This window comes from Halorubrum saccharovorum DSM 1137 (assembly GCF_000337915.1).
GTDB classification, from domain to species: domain Archaea; phylum Halobacteriota; class Halobacteria; order Halobacteriales; family Haloferacaceae; genus Halorubrum; species Halorubrum saccharovorum.
Window position 1 is genome coordinate 48,190 of the sequence record NZ_AOJE01000006.1, and the last position, 15,007, is coordinate 63,196.

The 15,007-nt window shown below is 69.7% G+C and carries 11 protein-coding genes and 1 tRNA gene; 3 read left to right on the forward strand and 9 right to left on the reverse strand.

Annotation, left to right across the window (positions count from 1 at the left end; genetic code table 11):
* Positions 1–117 precede the first annotated feature (117 nt).
* Together gatE and C471_RS01230 are read right to left on the reverse strand one after the other, a co-directional pair.
* Complete coding sequence (gatE, locus tag C471_RS01225) at positions 118–2,001, reverse strand: Glu-tRNA(Gln) amidotransferase subunit GatE (protein ID WP_004045937.1); 1,884 nt, start codon at positions 1,999–2,001, stop codon at positions 118–120.
* 490 nt (positions 2,002–2,491) lie between these two features.
* Positions 2,492–2,576: transfer RNA gene (locus C471_RS01230), tRNA-Leu, on the reverse strand.
* A 175-nt stretch (positions 2,577–2,751) separates the two neighbouring features.
* Here C471_RS01230 and C471_RS01235 point away from each other — a divergent pair.
* Positions 2,752–3,312, forward strand: coding sequence for a DUF420 domain-containing protein (locus C471_RS01235; RefSeq protein WP_004045938.1), 561 nt, complete (start codon positions 2,752–2,754; stop codon positions 3,310–3,312).
* Positions 3,313–3,366: 54 nt separating this feature from the next.
* Here C471_RS01235 and C471_RS01240 read toward each other — a convergent pair whose 3' ends face one another.
* The 5 genes from C471_RS01240 to C471_RS01260 all read right to left on the reverse strand — a co-directional run bounded on the left by C471_RS01240 (position 3,367) and on the right by C471_RS01260 (position 10,301).
* The gene (locus C471_RS01240) at positions 3,367–4,071 is read right to left on the reverse strand and encodes a halocyanin domain-containing protein (RefSeq protein WP_004045939.1); all 705 of its coding nucleotides are present in this window, start codon (positions 4,069–4,071) and stop codon (positions 3,367–3,369) included.
* A gap of 109 nt (positions 4,072–4,180) precedes the next feature.
* Positions 4,181–5,680 carry an amidophosphoribosyltransferase gene (gene purF, locus C471_RS01245; RefSeq protein ID WP_004045940.1) on the reverse strand — a complete coding sequence of 500 codons (1,500 nt, stop codon included), beginning with the start codon at positions 5,678–5,680 and terminating at the stop codon, positions 4,181–4,183.
* A gap of 147 nt (positions 5,681–5,827) precedes the next feature.
* Complete coding sequence (locus tag C471_RS01250; protein WP_004045941.1) at positions 5,828–6,211, reverse strand: DUF5820 family protein; 384 nt, start codon at positions 6,209–6,211, stop codon at positions 5,828–5,830.
* A gap of 88 nt (positions 6,212–6,299) precedes the next feature.
* Positions 6,300–8,501, reverse strand: a complete 2,202-nt coding sequence (gene rqcH, locus C471_RS01255) for a ribosome rescue protein RqcH (RefSeq protein WP_004045942.1) — start codon at positions 8,499–8,501, stop codon at positions 6,300–6,302.
* Positions 8,502–8,579: 78 nt separating this feature from the next.
* On the reverse strand, positions 8,580–10,301 hold the full coding sequence (locus C471_RS01260) for a tRNA uridine(34) 5-carboxymethylaminomethyl modification radical SAM/GNAT enzyme Elp3 (RefSeq protein ID WP_004045943.1): 1,722 nt from the start codon (positions 10,299–10,301) through the stop codon (positions 8,580–8,582).
* Between the two features lie 111 nt (positions 10,302–10,412).
* Between C471_RS01260 and thiC the strand changes: the two genes are divergently transcribed.
* Together thiC and C471_RS01270 are read left to right on the forward strand one after the other, a co-directional pair.
* Positions 10,413–11,861 (forward strand): phosphomethylpyrimidine synthase ThiC, encoded by a 1,449-nt coding sequence (gene thiC, locus C471_RS01265; protein ID WP_004045944.1) that lies wholly within the window; start codon positions 10,413–10,415, stop codon positions 11,859–11,861.
* A gap of 88 nt (positions 11,862–11,949) precedes the next feature.
* On the forward strand, positions 11,950–13,467 hold the full coding sequence (locus C471_RS01270) for a DUF790 family protein (protein ID WP_004045945.1): 1,518 nt from the start codon (positions 11,950–11,952) through the stop codon (positions 13,465–13,467).
* 19 nt (positions 13,468–13,486) lie between these two features.
* Here C471_RS01270 and C471_RS01275 read toward each other — a convergent pair whose 3' ends face one another.
* Both C471_RS01275 and C471_RS01280 read right to left on the reverse strand, forming a co-directional pair.
* Positions 13,487–14,017 (reverse strand): DUF7122 family protein, encoded by a 531-nt coding sequence (locus tag C471_RS01275; protein WP_004045946.1) that lies wholly within the window; start codon positions 14,015–14,017, stop codon positions 13,487–13,489.
* Entirely contained in the window at positions 14,014–14,964 is a 951-nt protein-coding gene (locus C471_RS01280) for an RsmB/NOP family class I SAM-dependent RNA methyltransferase (RefSeq protein WP_004045947.1), read from the reverse strand. Before C471_RS01280 ends, C471_RS01275 begins: the two co-directional genes overlap by 4 nt.
* Positions 14,965–15,007: the final 43 nt, after the last annotated feature.

Sequence of the window (15,007 nt, forward strand, 5' to 3'; positions counted from 1 at the left end):
CGGCGAGGTTGGGGAGGTGTGAGGTGCTGTGCGCCCGCCTCCCGGCTGGGGCTCTGGAGGCGTTCGCCGTCGATCTCTAGTCCGTCGTTTATGAACAGGCGCTCTACACACCGGGATCTACGTCCGCTTGCCGATCTCCTCGCGCAGCATGTCGGAGACGACTTCGCCGTCGGCCTTCCCGCGGAGCGCCCCCATCGCCTCGCCCATCAGCCCGGAGAACGCGCCCATCCCTTCCGCCTCGATCTGGTCCGCGTTGCGCTCGACGACCTCCACCACGGCCTCCCGAACCTCGTCCTCGCTCACGCCCGACAGCCCCGCCTCCTCGACCGCCTCGGACGCCGACAGCGACGGGTCCTCCGCGAGCGTCGTCAGCACTTCGGGGACGCCCTCCTTCGCGAGGTCGCCGTCCTCGACGAGGTCAAAGAGCGCGAGGAAGTGGTCGTCGGTGAGGTTCTCGACGGGCGCCCCCTCTCGGCGGATCTCCGTCGTCGTCGACTCCAGCGTCGACGCGGCGAAGGTGGGGTCGACGCCGCGCTCGACCGCGGTCTCGAACAGCGGGAACCGCTGGCCGAACGCGACCTGCTCGGCGAGGCCGGCGTCGAGCCCGAACTCGTCGGCGTACCGCTCGGCCTTCTCGTCGAGCAGTTCCGGCCGCTCCACGTCGGACGGGTCGGGCTCGACCGGCGGCACGTCCGTCTCCGGGTACATCCGCGCCGCGCCCGGCAAGGGGCGGAGATACCGCGTCGTCCCGTCGTCGTTCGCGCCGCGGGTCTCCTCGGGGACGCCCTCGATCGCGGTCTCCGCGCGCTCGGCGGCGGCCTCGATCGCAAGGTCGGCGGTCTCGGGATCGGCGGCGACGATGGCGACCGCGTCGTCTTCGCCGGCTCCGACCGCGTCGCGGAGGGCGTCGACCTCCGCCTCGGTCACGCCGTACGCCGGCAGCTCGTCGGTGTGGAAGATGCCGCCCGCGCCGTGGCGCTTCGCGTGGTCCGAGAGCTCGGTGCCGAGCCGGCGGTCGGGCTGGATCTCGCGGCCGACGAGCCCGTCGAAGCCGAAGAGAGGGACCGCCGTCACCTTCCCGCCCGAGTCGAGCGCGCCGCGAATGACCCCCGACTCGGTGTCGGCGAAGGTGTCGGTCACGTCGCGCACGTCGCCGACGCTCGCGTCGCGCTCGACGAGTTCGTCGCGGATGTCGAGGAGCTCGGCCTGCCGCCCGACCTCGCCGCGGACGATGTCCTCGATCCCCTGGAGGTCCTGGACGCCCTTCACCTCGACGCGGGCGCCGTCGGCGATGGAGACGTTCACGTCCTGCCGGATCGTGCCGAGCCCGCGCTTGACCGCGCCGGTCGAGCGGAGCAGCATCCCGATGCGCCCGGCGGCCTCGCGAGCGCCCTCGGGGCTCCGAATGTCCGGACCCGTCCCGATCTCGACGAGCGGGACGCCGAGCCGGTCGAGCGAGTAGACGACGCCCTCCTCGGTCTCCTCGACGCGCTTGGCCGACTCCTCTTCGAGCATGAGGTCCGCGATCGACACGCGCCCCTCGCTCGTCTCGATCTCGCCCGCCTGCCCCAGCAGGATCGAACGCTGGAAGCCGGAGGTGTTCGAGCCGTCGATGACGAGCTTCCGCATGACGTGCGCCTGATCGACGACGGAGATGTCGAGCAGGTCCGCGATCTGGAGCGCCACGGAGAGGGCCTCGCTATCGACCCGGCGGGGCGGCTCGTCGTCCTCCTCGACGAGGCAGGTGGTGTCGTACGCGAGGTAGGTGAACTCGCGGTCGACGCGGCTCTCCTCCATGGCGGCGTCGTCGAGCTCGCCGAGTTCGCTCTTCGTCGGGTGGAGGCGACGGGTGATCTCCCGGTCGGCCTCGTCCGGGTCGCGCTCGACGGTCGGGGAGTCGCAGAACAGTTTCGTCGCCGTGTCGAGCTGCTGGTGGATCTCCAGCCCGGCGACGAGCCCCAGCTCCTCGTAGTCGTACTCGGGGGTCGCGTCCGTACTCATTACGCCTCACTCCGGCGGCGCGTGACTAAAAGGGTGGCAGTTCGCGTGGGCGACGATCGGCCGGTCGAGCGAGCGGCCGCGATCGACGCCGGCGACGTGATTTATAAATAAACGAGGCGATGGCGCGTGCCGCCGAGCGCCCGCAGGGCGCGAGGAGCACGCGCGAGGGACGCGGTGAGCGCTCGGAGAGCGCGAGCCGCGAGGCTGGGGAGGCGTGAGGTGCTGTGCGGTCGCGGTTGGGTGGGACTCAAAGGGGCAGTCGCCGAGGGGCACGCAGGGGACGTAAGCACCGCAAGGAGCGAGTGGAACGAGCGACTGAGGAGCGCAGCGAGCGTGCCCCTCGGCGACTGGGGCTTTGGAGGTGTCCGCCGCCGATCTGCAGTCAAACGCAAAGTCGTCACTCCTCACGTAGCGGCCGAAAGGAATTGTGCGTGGGTGCTGTCGTAGAGACAACACCGTGCATCGGTGTGGCGGGTGTTCCGCCGAGCGATGCGTGGGACCGGATTTGAACCGGCGGACCTCTACAGGACAGCGCCCTCAACGCTGCGCCGTTGGCCTGGCTTGGCTACCCACGCTCGCGGTGTTCTGTCGCGTCTCCACGTACCCTTCCCCTAATTAAAAGCCCTTCCATTCGGCCGGACCGTGACGGAGGTTGCCACCGATCGAGAGGACGCACGCGACGAGCCACCCGCCGGGACCGAGTCGTCGAAACCGGCACGCGTTTGGGGGTGGCGTCCCAGCGATCGCAACATGTCCGAGTGGGCCCGCGAGAACGTCCCGACGCTGACCGCCCTCCTGTCCGCCGCCGCGCTCGCGCTCGTGTTCGGCGCCGTCGGCGGCGCGATCCCGAGTAGCGTGCTTCCGCGCGCGAGCGACGCCGTCCTCGAAACGCTCCCGCACCTCAACGCCGTGATATCGACGACCGCGATCGCCACCATCCTGCTCGGCTGGCGGGCGATCTCCCGCGGGAACGTCCGCCGCCACAAGGCGTTCATGCTCTCGTCGTTCGGACTGTTCGTCGCGTTCCTCGGCGGCTACCTCTACCGGCTGATCCTCGTGGGGACCGCCGAGTTCCCCGGCCCGGAGATCGTGTACACGTACGTTTATCTCCCGTTCCTCGCGATACACATCCTGCTCGCGATCGCCTGCGTCCCGTTCGTCTTCTACGCGCTACTGCTCGCCGCCACCCGACCGTACGAGGATCTGTACCACACCCGGCACGCGCAGGTCGGCTCCGTCGCCGCGGTGCTCTGGCTGATCTCCTTCACGATGGGGATCGGCGTCTACCTCATGTTACATCACGCCTTCTGAGAGAAGCGGCCATGAACCGACGCAAAGGGCCGGAATCGGGCGGGTGCCGGCGCCCTACTCCTCGTTCGCCATCTTGTGAGCGGCGTAGAACAGCGGTACGAGCAGCGCCCCGGCGAAGCCGAAGCCGAGCGCGAGCGCGCCGATGTCGCCGGCGGTGAGATCGCGACCGCCGGATCCGCCGTCGGTGGTGTTGCCGCCGTCGGTCGTGTTGCCGCCGTCGGTCGTGTTGCCGCCGTCGGTCGTGTTACCGCTTCCACCGTCGCCCCCGTCACCGCCGGGCGTCACGAGGTCGTCGTCGACCGATCCGACCGCGACCGCGCCCTTCATCCCGACCGCCTCGTGGGGGACACAGAGGTAATTGAACGTGTCGCCGTCGGACGCGTCGTCGAAGGTGTACTCGAAGGTGGCTCCCTCCTCGCTGACCGTCTCGCCGCTGTCGAACGTCCCGTCCTCGGCGACGACGTTGTGCGCGCCGCCCTGTCCGGTCCACTCCCAGACGACCGTCGTCCCGGGATCGATCAGGATCGCCGCCGGCCCGAACTTGAGGCCGTCGACCGCGCCGACGTCGACCGTGACCTCGTCCTGCCCGGTGTAATCGTGGGTGCCGTCGTAGTTGTCGACGTCGTCCAGCCAGCCGTCGTACTGAGCCGCCGCTCCGCCGGAACCGGCGGCGAGGCCCGTTGCGACGGCGGCCCCCGCGGCGCCGGCCCTGAACAGTCCGCGGCGACTCATCGTTGTCTCGTCGGCGTCGGATGTCATACGCGTACCTCCCGTCGTGGGCGTATTTAAATTCCCGATTCCACCGCCGCGCCGTGAAAGGGCATCGGCAGCGGACAGAATGCGGTCGGAACGCTGGACGGAGGCTCGATCAGTCGTCGGCCGCGGTCGCGCCGGGCGCGGTCCCCTCGATGTCGCGGTCCGCCTCTTCGCCCTCCACGTCGAACGGGTACTCACCGGTGACACACCCCAGACAGAGGTCCGCGCGGCTCTCGCCGAGCGCGTCGGCGACGGCGTCGATCGAGAGGTACGACAGCGAGTCCGCGCCCACCTCCTCCCGGATCTCCTCGGTGGAGGCGTCGGCGGCGATCAGCTCCTCGCGGGTCGCCATGTCGATCCCGAAGTAGCAGGGCGCGACGATCGCCGGCGCGCCGATCCGGAGGTGGACCTCCTCGGCGCCCGCCTCGCGGACCAGTTCGACGAGCTGCGTCGAGGTGGTCCCCCGGACGATCGAGTCGTCGATGATGGTAACCGACTTGCCCTCGACGGTGGACCGAATCGGGTTGAGCTTCAGCCGGACCGCGCGCTCCCGCTCGTCCTGGGTCGGCATGATGAACGTCCGACCGACGTAGCGGTTCTTCATCAGCCCCTCGGCGAACTCGATCCCCCCTTCGCCCTCGGGGCGGGGGTCCCCGTCCGCGGTCGTCTCGCCGGCGGCGTCGGCGTAGCCGGAGGCGAACGCCCGCCCCGAGTCCGGGACGGGCATCACCACGTCCGACTCGACGCCGGACTCCTCCCAGAGCTTCCGGCCGAGCTTCCGACGTACCTCGTACACGAGGCTCTCGTCGATCACGGAGTCGGGACGGGCGAAGTAGACGTGTTCGAAGAAGCAGTGGGCGGACGACTCGCGTTCGACGAGCTGATACGTGTCGTACCCGCTCCCGTCGGGGTCCAAGACGACCAGTTCGCCGGGGCGCACGTCGCGGATCAGCTCCCCGTCGAGCGTGTCGATGGCGGCGGACTCGCTGGCGAGCACGTAGCCGCCGTCGATCTTTCCGAGACACAGCGGGCGGTTCCCGAGGGGGTCGCGCACGCCGAGGACCGTGTCGTCGTGGGTGATCGCCAGCGAGTAGGAGCCGTGGATCCGGTTCATCGTGTGTTTGACCGCCCGGACGAGGTCCTCTTCGAGGAGGTTGCGCGCGAGGTCGTGGGCGATCACCTCGGTGTCGCCGTCGGAGGTGAACGCGTGGCCGGCCTCCGCGAGCTCCGCCCGGACCTCGTCGGCGTTGACGAGGTTCCCGTTGTGCGAGAGCCCGAGCGACCCGGACTTAAAGGAGACCGAGAAGGGCTGCGCGCAGCTCTTGTCGAGGCTGCCGGCGGTCGGGTACCGGACGTGGCCGATGCCGGTGCCGCCCGACAGCGACTCCAGGTCGCCCTCGTCGAACGCGTCGCCGACGAGCCCGCGCTCGACGTGGCTGTGCTGTTGGAAGCCGTCGTGCGTGACGATCCCCGCGGACTCCTGTCCCCGGTGTTGGAGCGCGTACAGCGCGTAGTACAGCGGTCGCGCGGCCTCGCGGTCGGCGAGCGAGACGCCGACGACGCCGCACTTCTCTCGCGGCTCGTCAGCGGTGTTGTCCCCACCGGCTTGCATATACACGTCGGTGGGACGTGAGTCGATAAAAACCCTCGTGTTCGTGGTGCAATCATCCGTGTAACCTACAGAAGTATGCACAGGAGTGGATCAAAGACGCTGATTCCCCGACGCGACAGCGATCGCATCCCTCCCGCGGCGACCCTCTCAGTCTTCGTCGACGTACTCGTCCAACCGCTCGAAGTACGCCTCGCGCGGCACCTGGTAGGCGGCCCGGTAGTCCACGTCGCCTGCGGCGAACCGCTCCGCCGCGTCGACGGCGGCGGCCGCGCCGGTCTCGCGGCTCTCGTACGTCTCCGAGATCGCCTCGATCTCGGGCTCCAAGAAGAGGACGACGTGCCACTCCTCGGTGGCGTACTGGCCCGACCCGGGCCGGGCGTTGCGCGCGCCGTTCGTCAGGTAGATCGTCGGGAGACACTCGGACGGGAGGTCGTCGCCGCCGAACACGTCCGGGCGGTACACGAGGATCGCCCGGCCGCTCGGCTCCTCGTTCCACACCCGCCAGCCGTCCGGCAGCGCCTCGAAGCTCATGGGCGGAGTCGGGGGCGAGGGCTTGAAAGGGTCGCGCTCCGGGCGGGAGAGGTGGCCGGCCGGCTCCCCCGGCGACCGGGAGACCACCTCAGTCCACGATGTCGGAGCCGCCCGCCGGCAGGAACTCCTGTATCTGGTCGGCGCTCGCCACCTTCCGCACGAACGAGGTGTCCTTGAACCGGCCTTTCAGCTCGCGGTACGCCATCATCGCGGCGTCGTTCTGCGCGTACATCCCCGGCTCCAGCGTGACGCTCGTCGCCGCGCGGTCGACGATGGCCGAGGGCGGGCCGCCGATGGCGCGCGTGACGGGCTCGCACTGGACGCCGACGGCGACCCGGCAGGGCACGTCCTCGAAGTAGGTGCGGTCGCCGCGGATCACGAAGCTCCCCTTCTCGATGTACTCGCCGCTCTCCGGCGTCTTCGACACCTGATCCGGCTCGACCATGTACGCGTCGCCCGCGCCGCGCCCGTCCTTCCAGTCCGACGAGTAGGAGACCGCGAACTGCGCGGCCTCACGCAGGGTCTCCTCCGAGAAGTCGACCGGGTCCGCCGACTCGGAGGGCCCCGCGGCCTTCAACAGCGTCACCGGTCCCCCGTGCGCCTGCGTGTGGAAGAACCGGTCGTGTTTGCCCATGTACTTTTTCACAAGCTCCTCGTTCTGGTCGGCGTTGCGCCCGCCGATGACGAGGTACCCCGTCGAGGTCCGGAACCAGCGGAACCGCTCGAACCAGTCGTCGGGGCTCCGGATCGGGATCGAGGAGCGCGAGAGCCAGTCGGTCTCGTACTCCTCCTCGCCCTCGTCCCCCTCGCCGCCGCCGGCGTCGCTTCCGCCCTCTTCGTCGTCGGCCGCCTCCTTCGCCTTCCACTCGGCCTTCCGCTCTTTGACCGCCTCAAGATCTTGCCGGGTCGACTCGATGGCCTCCATCGCGCCCTCCTTCTTGCCCTCGATCCGCTTGGCCTCCTGATAGAGGCGGTCGGCGTTGACCTCCACGCCCGCGCTCGCGTCGAGTTCGACGCGGGTGTCGTCCTCACCGAGTTCGACCGTCACCGTCCCCTCGCCGCCGTCGACGTCGACGACGGCCTCCGCCGCGGGGATCCCCCGCTCGGCGCCGGCGTCGAGGGTCTCCGCGATCTCGTCCCAGGGCACGTCGTTCTCGCGGGCCTCCTGCACCGTCGAGAGCACCTCGTCGACGAGGTCGTACTCGGCGTACAGCAGCTCCGCGCGCTCGCGCTCCGCCTCCGCCTGCTCCTCGAACCCCTCGATCGCCCCCTTCTGCTGTTCGATGATCCGCTCCTGTTTGGCGATCTCCTCCTCGAAGTCGGGCCGCGAGGCGCTCGCGTCCGTCGGCGCCTCCCCCGCGTCGGACTCCTCGTGTTCCAGCCGGTAGAAGTACTCGTCGACGGCGGCGTTGAAGGAGTCGAAGCCGACGCTCGGAAGCCCCTCGTGCTCCGAGAGCGGGAAGGGCGTGACGTCGACGACGCGGGGGTCGCGGTCGTCGGCCTCGTCGTCCTCGCCGCCGTCTCCGTCCCCCTCGTCGAGTTCCTCCTCGTACACCCGCGGGTCGACGTCGCCCGAGCGGAGCCGCTCGCCGATGCGTTCGAGCGCCTCGTGAAGCGCACGGAGCTGGTCGTCGGTGGCCTCTTCGATGGGCGTCTCCTTCTCGACGCTGGCCCGGGTGCACACCTCCTCGGCGTAGAGCCCGCCGAGGTTGAGCTGCGTGGCGAGGGTCCGCACCACGTCGCTGTCGGACTCGCGCATGTGGCGTTTGAACCCGCCGAGGCTCACGTCGAGGGGGTTGAGCCGCGAGGCCGGATACTCGTACTGCGATCCGGGCGCGACCGTCCGGGACTTGAGCCGGACGGTCTGAAGCGCGCCCACGACCTCGCCGGTCTCGTCGAGCGCGGCGACGTTCCCCTGCCCGAACAGCTCGGCGACGAGCGTCGTGTTCTGGTCCTCGCGCTCGAACTCGAAGGTGAGGATGCGGTCGAACTCGTACTGCTCGACGCCCGCGAAGTCGGCGCCGGACATGCGATTGCGCAGCATCTTCGCGAAGTTCGGCGGCCGACCGGGGGCGTCCGAGACGTTGTCGGGATCCGCGACGTGAGCACGTTTGATATCGCCCACCTCGATCATCAGTTCGACCCGGCCGCGGTCGAAGTCGCGGAGCTTCAGCCGGAGCAGGTCGTCGTCGTAGAGGTACGCCTTGTCGACCTTCGCGCCCTCGTACCGATTGAGCTCGGTGACGAGCGCGCCGAGGTCGATGCTCGACAGCTCCCGCTTCTGGTCCATACACCAAGGAGACAGCCGGCCCGGAAAAAGACGTGTCGTTGTGAGGACGGACGGTCGAGGGGTCGACCCTCGGGGCGCCTACAGCCGCTTCGAGACGTACGGCCCGTCCTGGTGGTAGCCGAGCTTGGTCCGGTAGTACTCGCGGGCGCCGATCCCGGAGATGATCGCCATCTTGCGGTAGCCGGCGTCGCGGGCCAGCTCCTCGGCGCGTTGGAGGAGCCGCTTGCCGTACCCCTGGTGCTGCCAGTCGCCGTCGCCGCCGATGGCGACTTCGCTGCCGTACACGTGGAGTTCGCGGATCAAGGCGGCGTCTTCGAGTTCGCGGCGAATCGCGTCGCCCTCGGTGCCCGGCGCGCCGGGCTGGTCGGGCGCGAAGGAGGGGAACCGGAGGCGACAGAAGCCGACGAGCAGGTCGCGGACGGGGTCCTCGAAGGAGATGAAGTGTTCCGTCCCGCCGCCGGCCTCGTAGGTCATCACGTCGAGTTCGACGTCGTCCGGGTCCGGGTCGGCGTCGTTGTGGCCGACCTCGCGGGCGCGGATGTCGCGCTGGACGATCCCCTTCTGTTCGGCCCGCCGGTCGGCGAGCTGTCGGAGGTTCGACTTCCAGACGCCGCCCTCGATGAAGTCGGCCGGAATGTCGCGCTGGACGCGCTGGAGCCGCGTGTACTTGGGGATGTGGTCCATCGCCTCGGCGACCACGTCGGCCGCCTCCTCGTTCGAGAGGGGCTCGAAGTCGTCGCGGCGCCACCGGTCGTATATCCGGGTCCCCTCGACGACGAGGGTCGGGTAGATCTTGAGGTAGTCCGGCCGCCAGTCGGGGTTCTCGAACAGCTGCCGGAAGTCCTCGATACACATCTCGCGGGTCATCCCCGGCTGGCCCGGCATCATGTGGAAGCCGACCTTGAACGCGGCGTCGCGGAGCCGGCGGTTGGCGTTCCGGGAGGCCTCGTTGCCGTGCCCGCGGTGCATCTCGCGGTTGATCCGCTCGTAGGTGGTCTGGACGCCGACCTCCACCTTGGTGCCGCCCAGATCGAGCATGCGGTCGATCTGCTCGGGGTCACACCAGTCGGGCTTCGTCTCGAACGTCGTCCCGATGTTGCGGATCTCGTTGGTCTCGTTCTCCGCGATCACGTCCTCGAGGTACTCGAACTCCGTCTCCTCGGGAGCGGGCGCGAACGACTCGCCCTCGGCCGGTTCGGGCTCCTTGTCCAGGTCGTAGTCGTTCATCGCCTGGAGCGCGCGCTTCACGAACCACTCCTGGTAGTCGTGCGAGCGCGCGGTCATCGTCCCGCCCATCAGGATGAGCTCCACCTTGTCGACGGGATGGCCGATCTTCCGGAGCTGTTCGAGCCGGAGGGTGACCTGCCCGTACGGGTCGTAGTCGTTCTGCTCGCCGCGGGCCGCGGCGGGCTCGTGGCCCGTGTACGACTGCGCCGAGGAGAACTCGGAAGCCGGCCCGCCGGGGCAGTAGAGGCACTTCCCGTGCGGGCACAGCTTCGGCGAGGTCATGATCGCGACCGGCGAGACGCCGGAAGCGGTCCGAATCGGCTTCCGCTGCACGACCTCGATCACGTCGTCGCGAGCCTCCGTGGGCGCGTGGTCCAGAATCTCGGTGTTCTTCGGGACCTTCGGGGAGCCGAACTCCGAGCAGGCGTCGAGCTTGGCGGACTCCAGGTCGTCGCGGTCGATCTCGCCCGCGAGAATCCGATCGACGAGATGTTCGCAGGTCCGGACGAACGCCTCGGGCTGGTCTTCTCCCTCGCTTCCGGCGTCCGCGTCACTCGCCGCGTCGGTACTCATTACCCTTCGATCGGCGGGTTTCGGAGTTAAGCGTGTCGCACCCGTGTCCCGCGGAGACCGTCGAACCGTACACCCAAGAGTATATTAGCTAGTGATATAACTGAGTAATCAATGGCGCCGACACAGATCCAGCGGGCCCGAGACGGCGAGGTCACGCCCGCGATGGAGCGCGTGGCAGAGCGCGAGAACCGCGATCCCGAGTTCGTCCGTCGGCAGATCGCCGACGGGCAGGCGGTGATCCCGAACAACCACGCCCACGACTCGCTCGACCCGATGATCATCGGGAGGGAGTTCTCGACGAAGGTCAACGCCAACATCGGCAACAGCGAATCGACCAGCGACCTCGACGCGGAGCTCCGGAAGCTCCACGCCGCCGTCCACTACGGCGCAGACACCGTCATGGACCTCTCGACGGGGGAGCGCTTGGACGAGACCCGCGAGGCGAACGTCGCGTACTCGCCGGTCCCCGTCGGCACGGTTCCCATATACGAGGCGGTGAAGCGAGCGGACGACCCGTCCGCGATCACTCACGAACTGCTGCTCGACGTGATCGAGAAGCAGGCCGAACAGGGGGTCGACTACATGACGATCCACGCGGGCGTGCTGCTGGAGCACCTGCCGCTGACCGACGGTCGCACGACCGGAATCGTCTCGCGCGGCGGCTCGATCCTAGCCCAGTGGATCGAGGAGAACGGGATGCAGAACCCGCTGTACGCGAAGTTCGAGGAGATCTGCGAGATTCTCGCGGCACACGACGTGACGGTCTCGCTCGGTGACGGCCTCCGCCCCGGTTGCCTCGCCGACGCGAGCGACGAGGCGCAGTTCGCCGAACTCGACACCCTCGGCGAGCTGACTCGCGTCGCGTGGGATCACGGCGTGCAGGTGATGGTGGAAGGCCCCGGCCACGTCCCGATGGACGAGATCGCCGACAATGTCGACCGGCAGCAGGAGGTGTGCGACGGCGCGCCGTTCTACGTGCTCGGTCCCCTCGTGACGGACATCGCCCCGGGATACGACCACATCACGAGCGCGATCGGTGCAACCGAGGCGGCGCGTGCGGGGGCGGCGATGCTCTGCTACGTCACCCCGAAAGAGCACCTCGGCCTCCCCGACGCGGAGGACGTGCGAGACGGGCTCGCGGCGTATCGGATCGCGGCCCACGCCGCCGACGTCGCCAACGGGCTTCCGGGCGCGCGCGACTGGGACGACGCCCTCTCGGAGGCGCGCTACGAGTTCGACTGGGCCCGGCAGTTCGACCTCGCGCTCGATCCCGACCGCGCGCGGTCCTCCCACGATCAGACGCTCCCCGGAGATAACTACAAGGAGGCCCGGTTCTGCTCGATGTGCGGCGCGGAGTTCTGCTCGATGCGCATCGATCAGGACGCCCGGGACGCGGACGGCGAGATGGCCGCCATCGACGGCGAGACCGACCTTGACGCGTCCGCCGCCGCGGCGGTGAACGTCCCGCCGGTTGGGTCGCACGACACCGACCGCGTACCGGACGAGATCGAGATCGACGGGGTCACGTTCACACCGGAAACGGGGCACGCCGACGACTGATTCGCAATCGGCCGTCGCTCCGGAACGTCCCTCGCCGTCGTCGACCGGATCCGCCCGTTTTAGGTCGACCGGCCCGTACCGCGGGAGCGTGCTACGAAAGGACCTCCTTCGCGTCTCCCGGGCCGGCGGTGGGTACCGCCCGCGCTTCGCGACCCGCGATCACCGCCCGCTCGCGGCGCGGGTGCTCGGGGCCTTCGAGTCCCACGTCGGGGAGCGGCGCGGCGACCTCGACGACGCGCTGGCGGATCTGGAGGCCGACGCCGCCGACGCCGGCGGCGACTTCAAACTGGTTCGGGGGCTCGCCGCGCTCGTGGAGCGCGAGTGCGCCTTCGAGACGCGCGCTCCGGTTCCCCCGCGCCGCGTCCGACGGGCCGCGTTCGAGGCCGCGGAGGCCGTGGGCGTCGCGAGCGAGGCCGAGCGCGAGGCCGCGGTCGACCGCGCCGCCGACGCGCTCGGGATCGACCCCGGCGACGTGGAGGCGTCGCTGTACGCCGACCGCGACGTCAACGAGGTCCTCGTCGACGCCGACGTGCGGTGGGACCCGAACTCGCTCCTCGAACAGTACGACCTCTCGCTGGCCCAGACCGCCCTCTTCGACGCCACCGAGGTCCGAGTGCGGTCGAACGACCCGAAGCGGCTCGTCTCCGCCGTGAAGCGACTGCGCCTGATGTACGAACTGGAGAAGACCCCCCAGGGCCGCGAACTGGTGGTCACCGGCCCCGACGCGCTCTTCTCGCGCACCCGGCGCTACGGGACGGCCTTCGCTCGGCTGCTCCGGACCGTCGCGGAGTCGGCGGAGTGGGAGCTCTCGGCGACGATCGACGACCGCGGGCGCGAGCGCACCATGCGTCTCTCCGACGGCGACGTGACGGTGCCGGGCGTCGAGCCGGTCGCCGAGCCCGACTTCGACAGCGGGGTCGAGGCCGACTTCGCCGGGCGGTTCCGCGGGCTTGACCTCGACTGGACCCTCGTCCGCGAGCCGGAGCCCCTCGAAACCGGAACCCGGGTGATGATCCCCGACTTCGCGTTCGACTACGACCACGCCGACTTCCGGCTGTTCTTCGAGGTGATGGGCTTCTGGACCCCAGAGTACGTCGAGAAGAAGCTCTCCCAGCTCGCCGACGTGGAGGACGTGGACCTGCTGGTCGCCGTCGACGAGAGCCTCGGCGTCGGCGAGGAGATCGCCGCGCGCGACCACCGCGTCGTCACCTACTCCGGGACCGTCCGCGTGAAAGAGATCGTCGACGTGCTCCGCGAGTACGAGGCCGAGTTCGTCGCCGACGCCGCCGCCGACCTCCCCGAAACCCTCTCGCCCGACGCCGACGCGATCGGGCTCGACGACCTCGCCGACGCGCACGGCGTGAGCGTCGAGGCGATCGAGGACAAGTCGTTCCCCGACCACGAGCGGATCGGTCGGACCCTCGTGCGGCCCGCGGTTCTGGCGGCGGCGGGCGAAGAGTTGGAAGCCGGGATGTCGCTCTCGGCGGCCGAGTCGGTCCTGGACGAGCGCGGGATCGACGACGCGAGCGCCGCCCTCTCGCGGCTCGGCTATCGGGTGGAGTGGGAGGGGCTCGGCGGGGGGACGGTGCGGGAGAAAGGGGAGTAGCCGGCGGTGGACTCGCAGCCTACTCCACGACCGGCAGGTCCGCCCGACTCCCCTTCGGCACCACCGACCGGAGTTCGTCGTAGAGGTAGAGCCCCACGCCGATCGGCGCCCGCTCACCGGCGACCTCGTGGGCCGCGATCAGGTACCCCCAGTCGCCGTCCCACTCGGGGAGGTCCTGGTCGTCGCCGGCGACGAAGGCTGCGGCCTGCTCGGGGTCGAGTTCGATGACGTTCTTCGTCGCGAGACCCCCGAACCGGGTGGCCGCCCGGGTCGTCGGCTTCCAGTGCTCCTGACGGGTCCGGAGGAAGGTCATCCCGATCGCCTCCACCCGGCTCGGGTCGGTCGCCTCGCCGTTGAAGATCCAGACCTTCCCCGCGCCCTTCTCCCAGAAGCTGTACCCCTCGAACACCCCTCTCTCGATCCCGAACCGCTCGGCCCACCAGTCGAGCACTTCCCGTCTGCTCGCGCGCCCCTCGACCTCGCGGTCGGCGGGGGTCTCCGGGAGCCGGTCGAAGCGCTGGCCGTCGTTGGTGGGGGCGTCGTCGCTCATGCGCTCGCCTCCTCGCCGCCGCTGGCAGCGTTGGGGTCGTCACCGCCCACGCGCAGCTTCGCGCAGAAGAACCCGCCCGTGTCGTTGTGGTGGGGATAGACGCGGTGCGCGCGCGTCACCGACTCGTCGTAGGTCTCGTCCTCCCACTCCGTGACGCCGGGAACCGTGTCGAGCGGGAGGTCGAGCTCGACGATCTCGCAGTCCTCCTCGCCGAGGACGTGGTCAAGCACCGCCTCGTTCTCCTCGGGCGCGAACGTGCAGGTGGAGTAGACGACGGTCCCGCCGGGGCGGGTCGCCTGCACGGCGCGCGCCAAGATCCCCTTCTGGATCCCGGCGACCGCGTGGACGTGATCGAGGGTCCACTGGTCGACCACGTCCGGGTTCTTGCGGCAGGTTCCCTCACACGAGCAGGGGGCGTCGACGAGGGCGCGGTCGAACTCGTCGAACGCGAGCGGCTTCGTCGAGAAGTTGCGCGCGTCCTGGTTGGTGACGATCGCGTTCGTGATCCCGAGTCGCTCGGCGTTGTGCCGGAGCGCGGAGAGCCGCCCGAGGTTGTTGTCGTTGGCGACGACGGTTCCCTCGTCGTCCATCGCGTCCGCGATCTGGGTGGTCTTGCTGCCGGGCGCCGCGCAGGCGTCCCAGACGCGGTCGCCCGGCCGCGGATCGAGCGCGAGCCCCGGCAGGACGGAGACCTCCTCCTGGCCGTGGGTCCAGCCGTGGACGTACGGCCAGTTGCCGCCGGGGTTGCCGTCCGGGAGCCGGAAGAGCCCGTCGTGCCAGTCGACGGGCTCGTAGGCGACTCCCTCCTCGTCGAACGCCTCGCGGACGCGGGCCGGCGAGGCCGCCATCTCGTTCACGCGGACGACCGACGGGAGGGGCCGGTCGCAGGCTGCCCGAAACGCGTCGGCATCGTCGACGAGGGCCTCGTAGCGGTCGAGGGGATTCATGACCGCCCTTGCGCGCCGGACGGTTAGTCGGTTTCGGGACAGG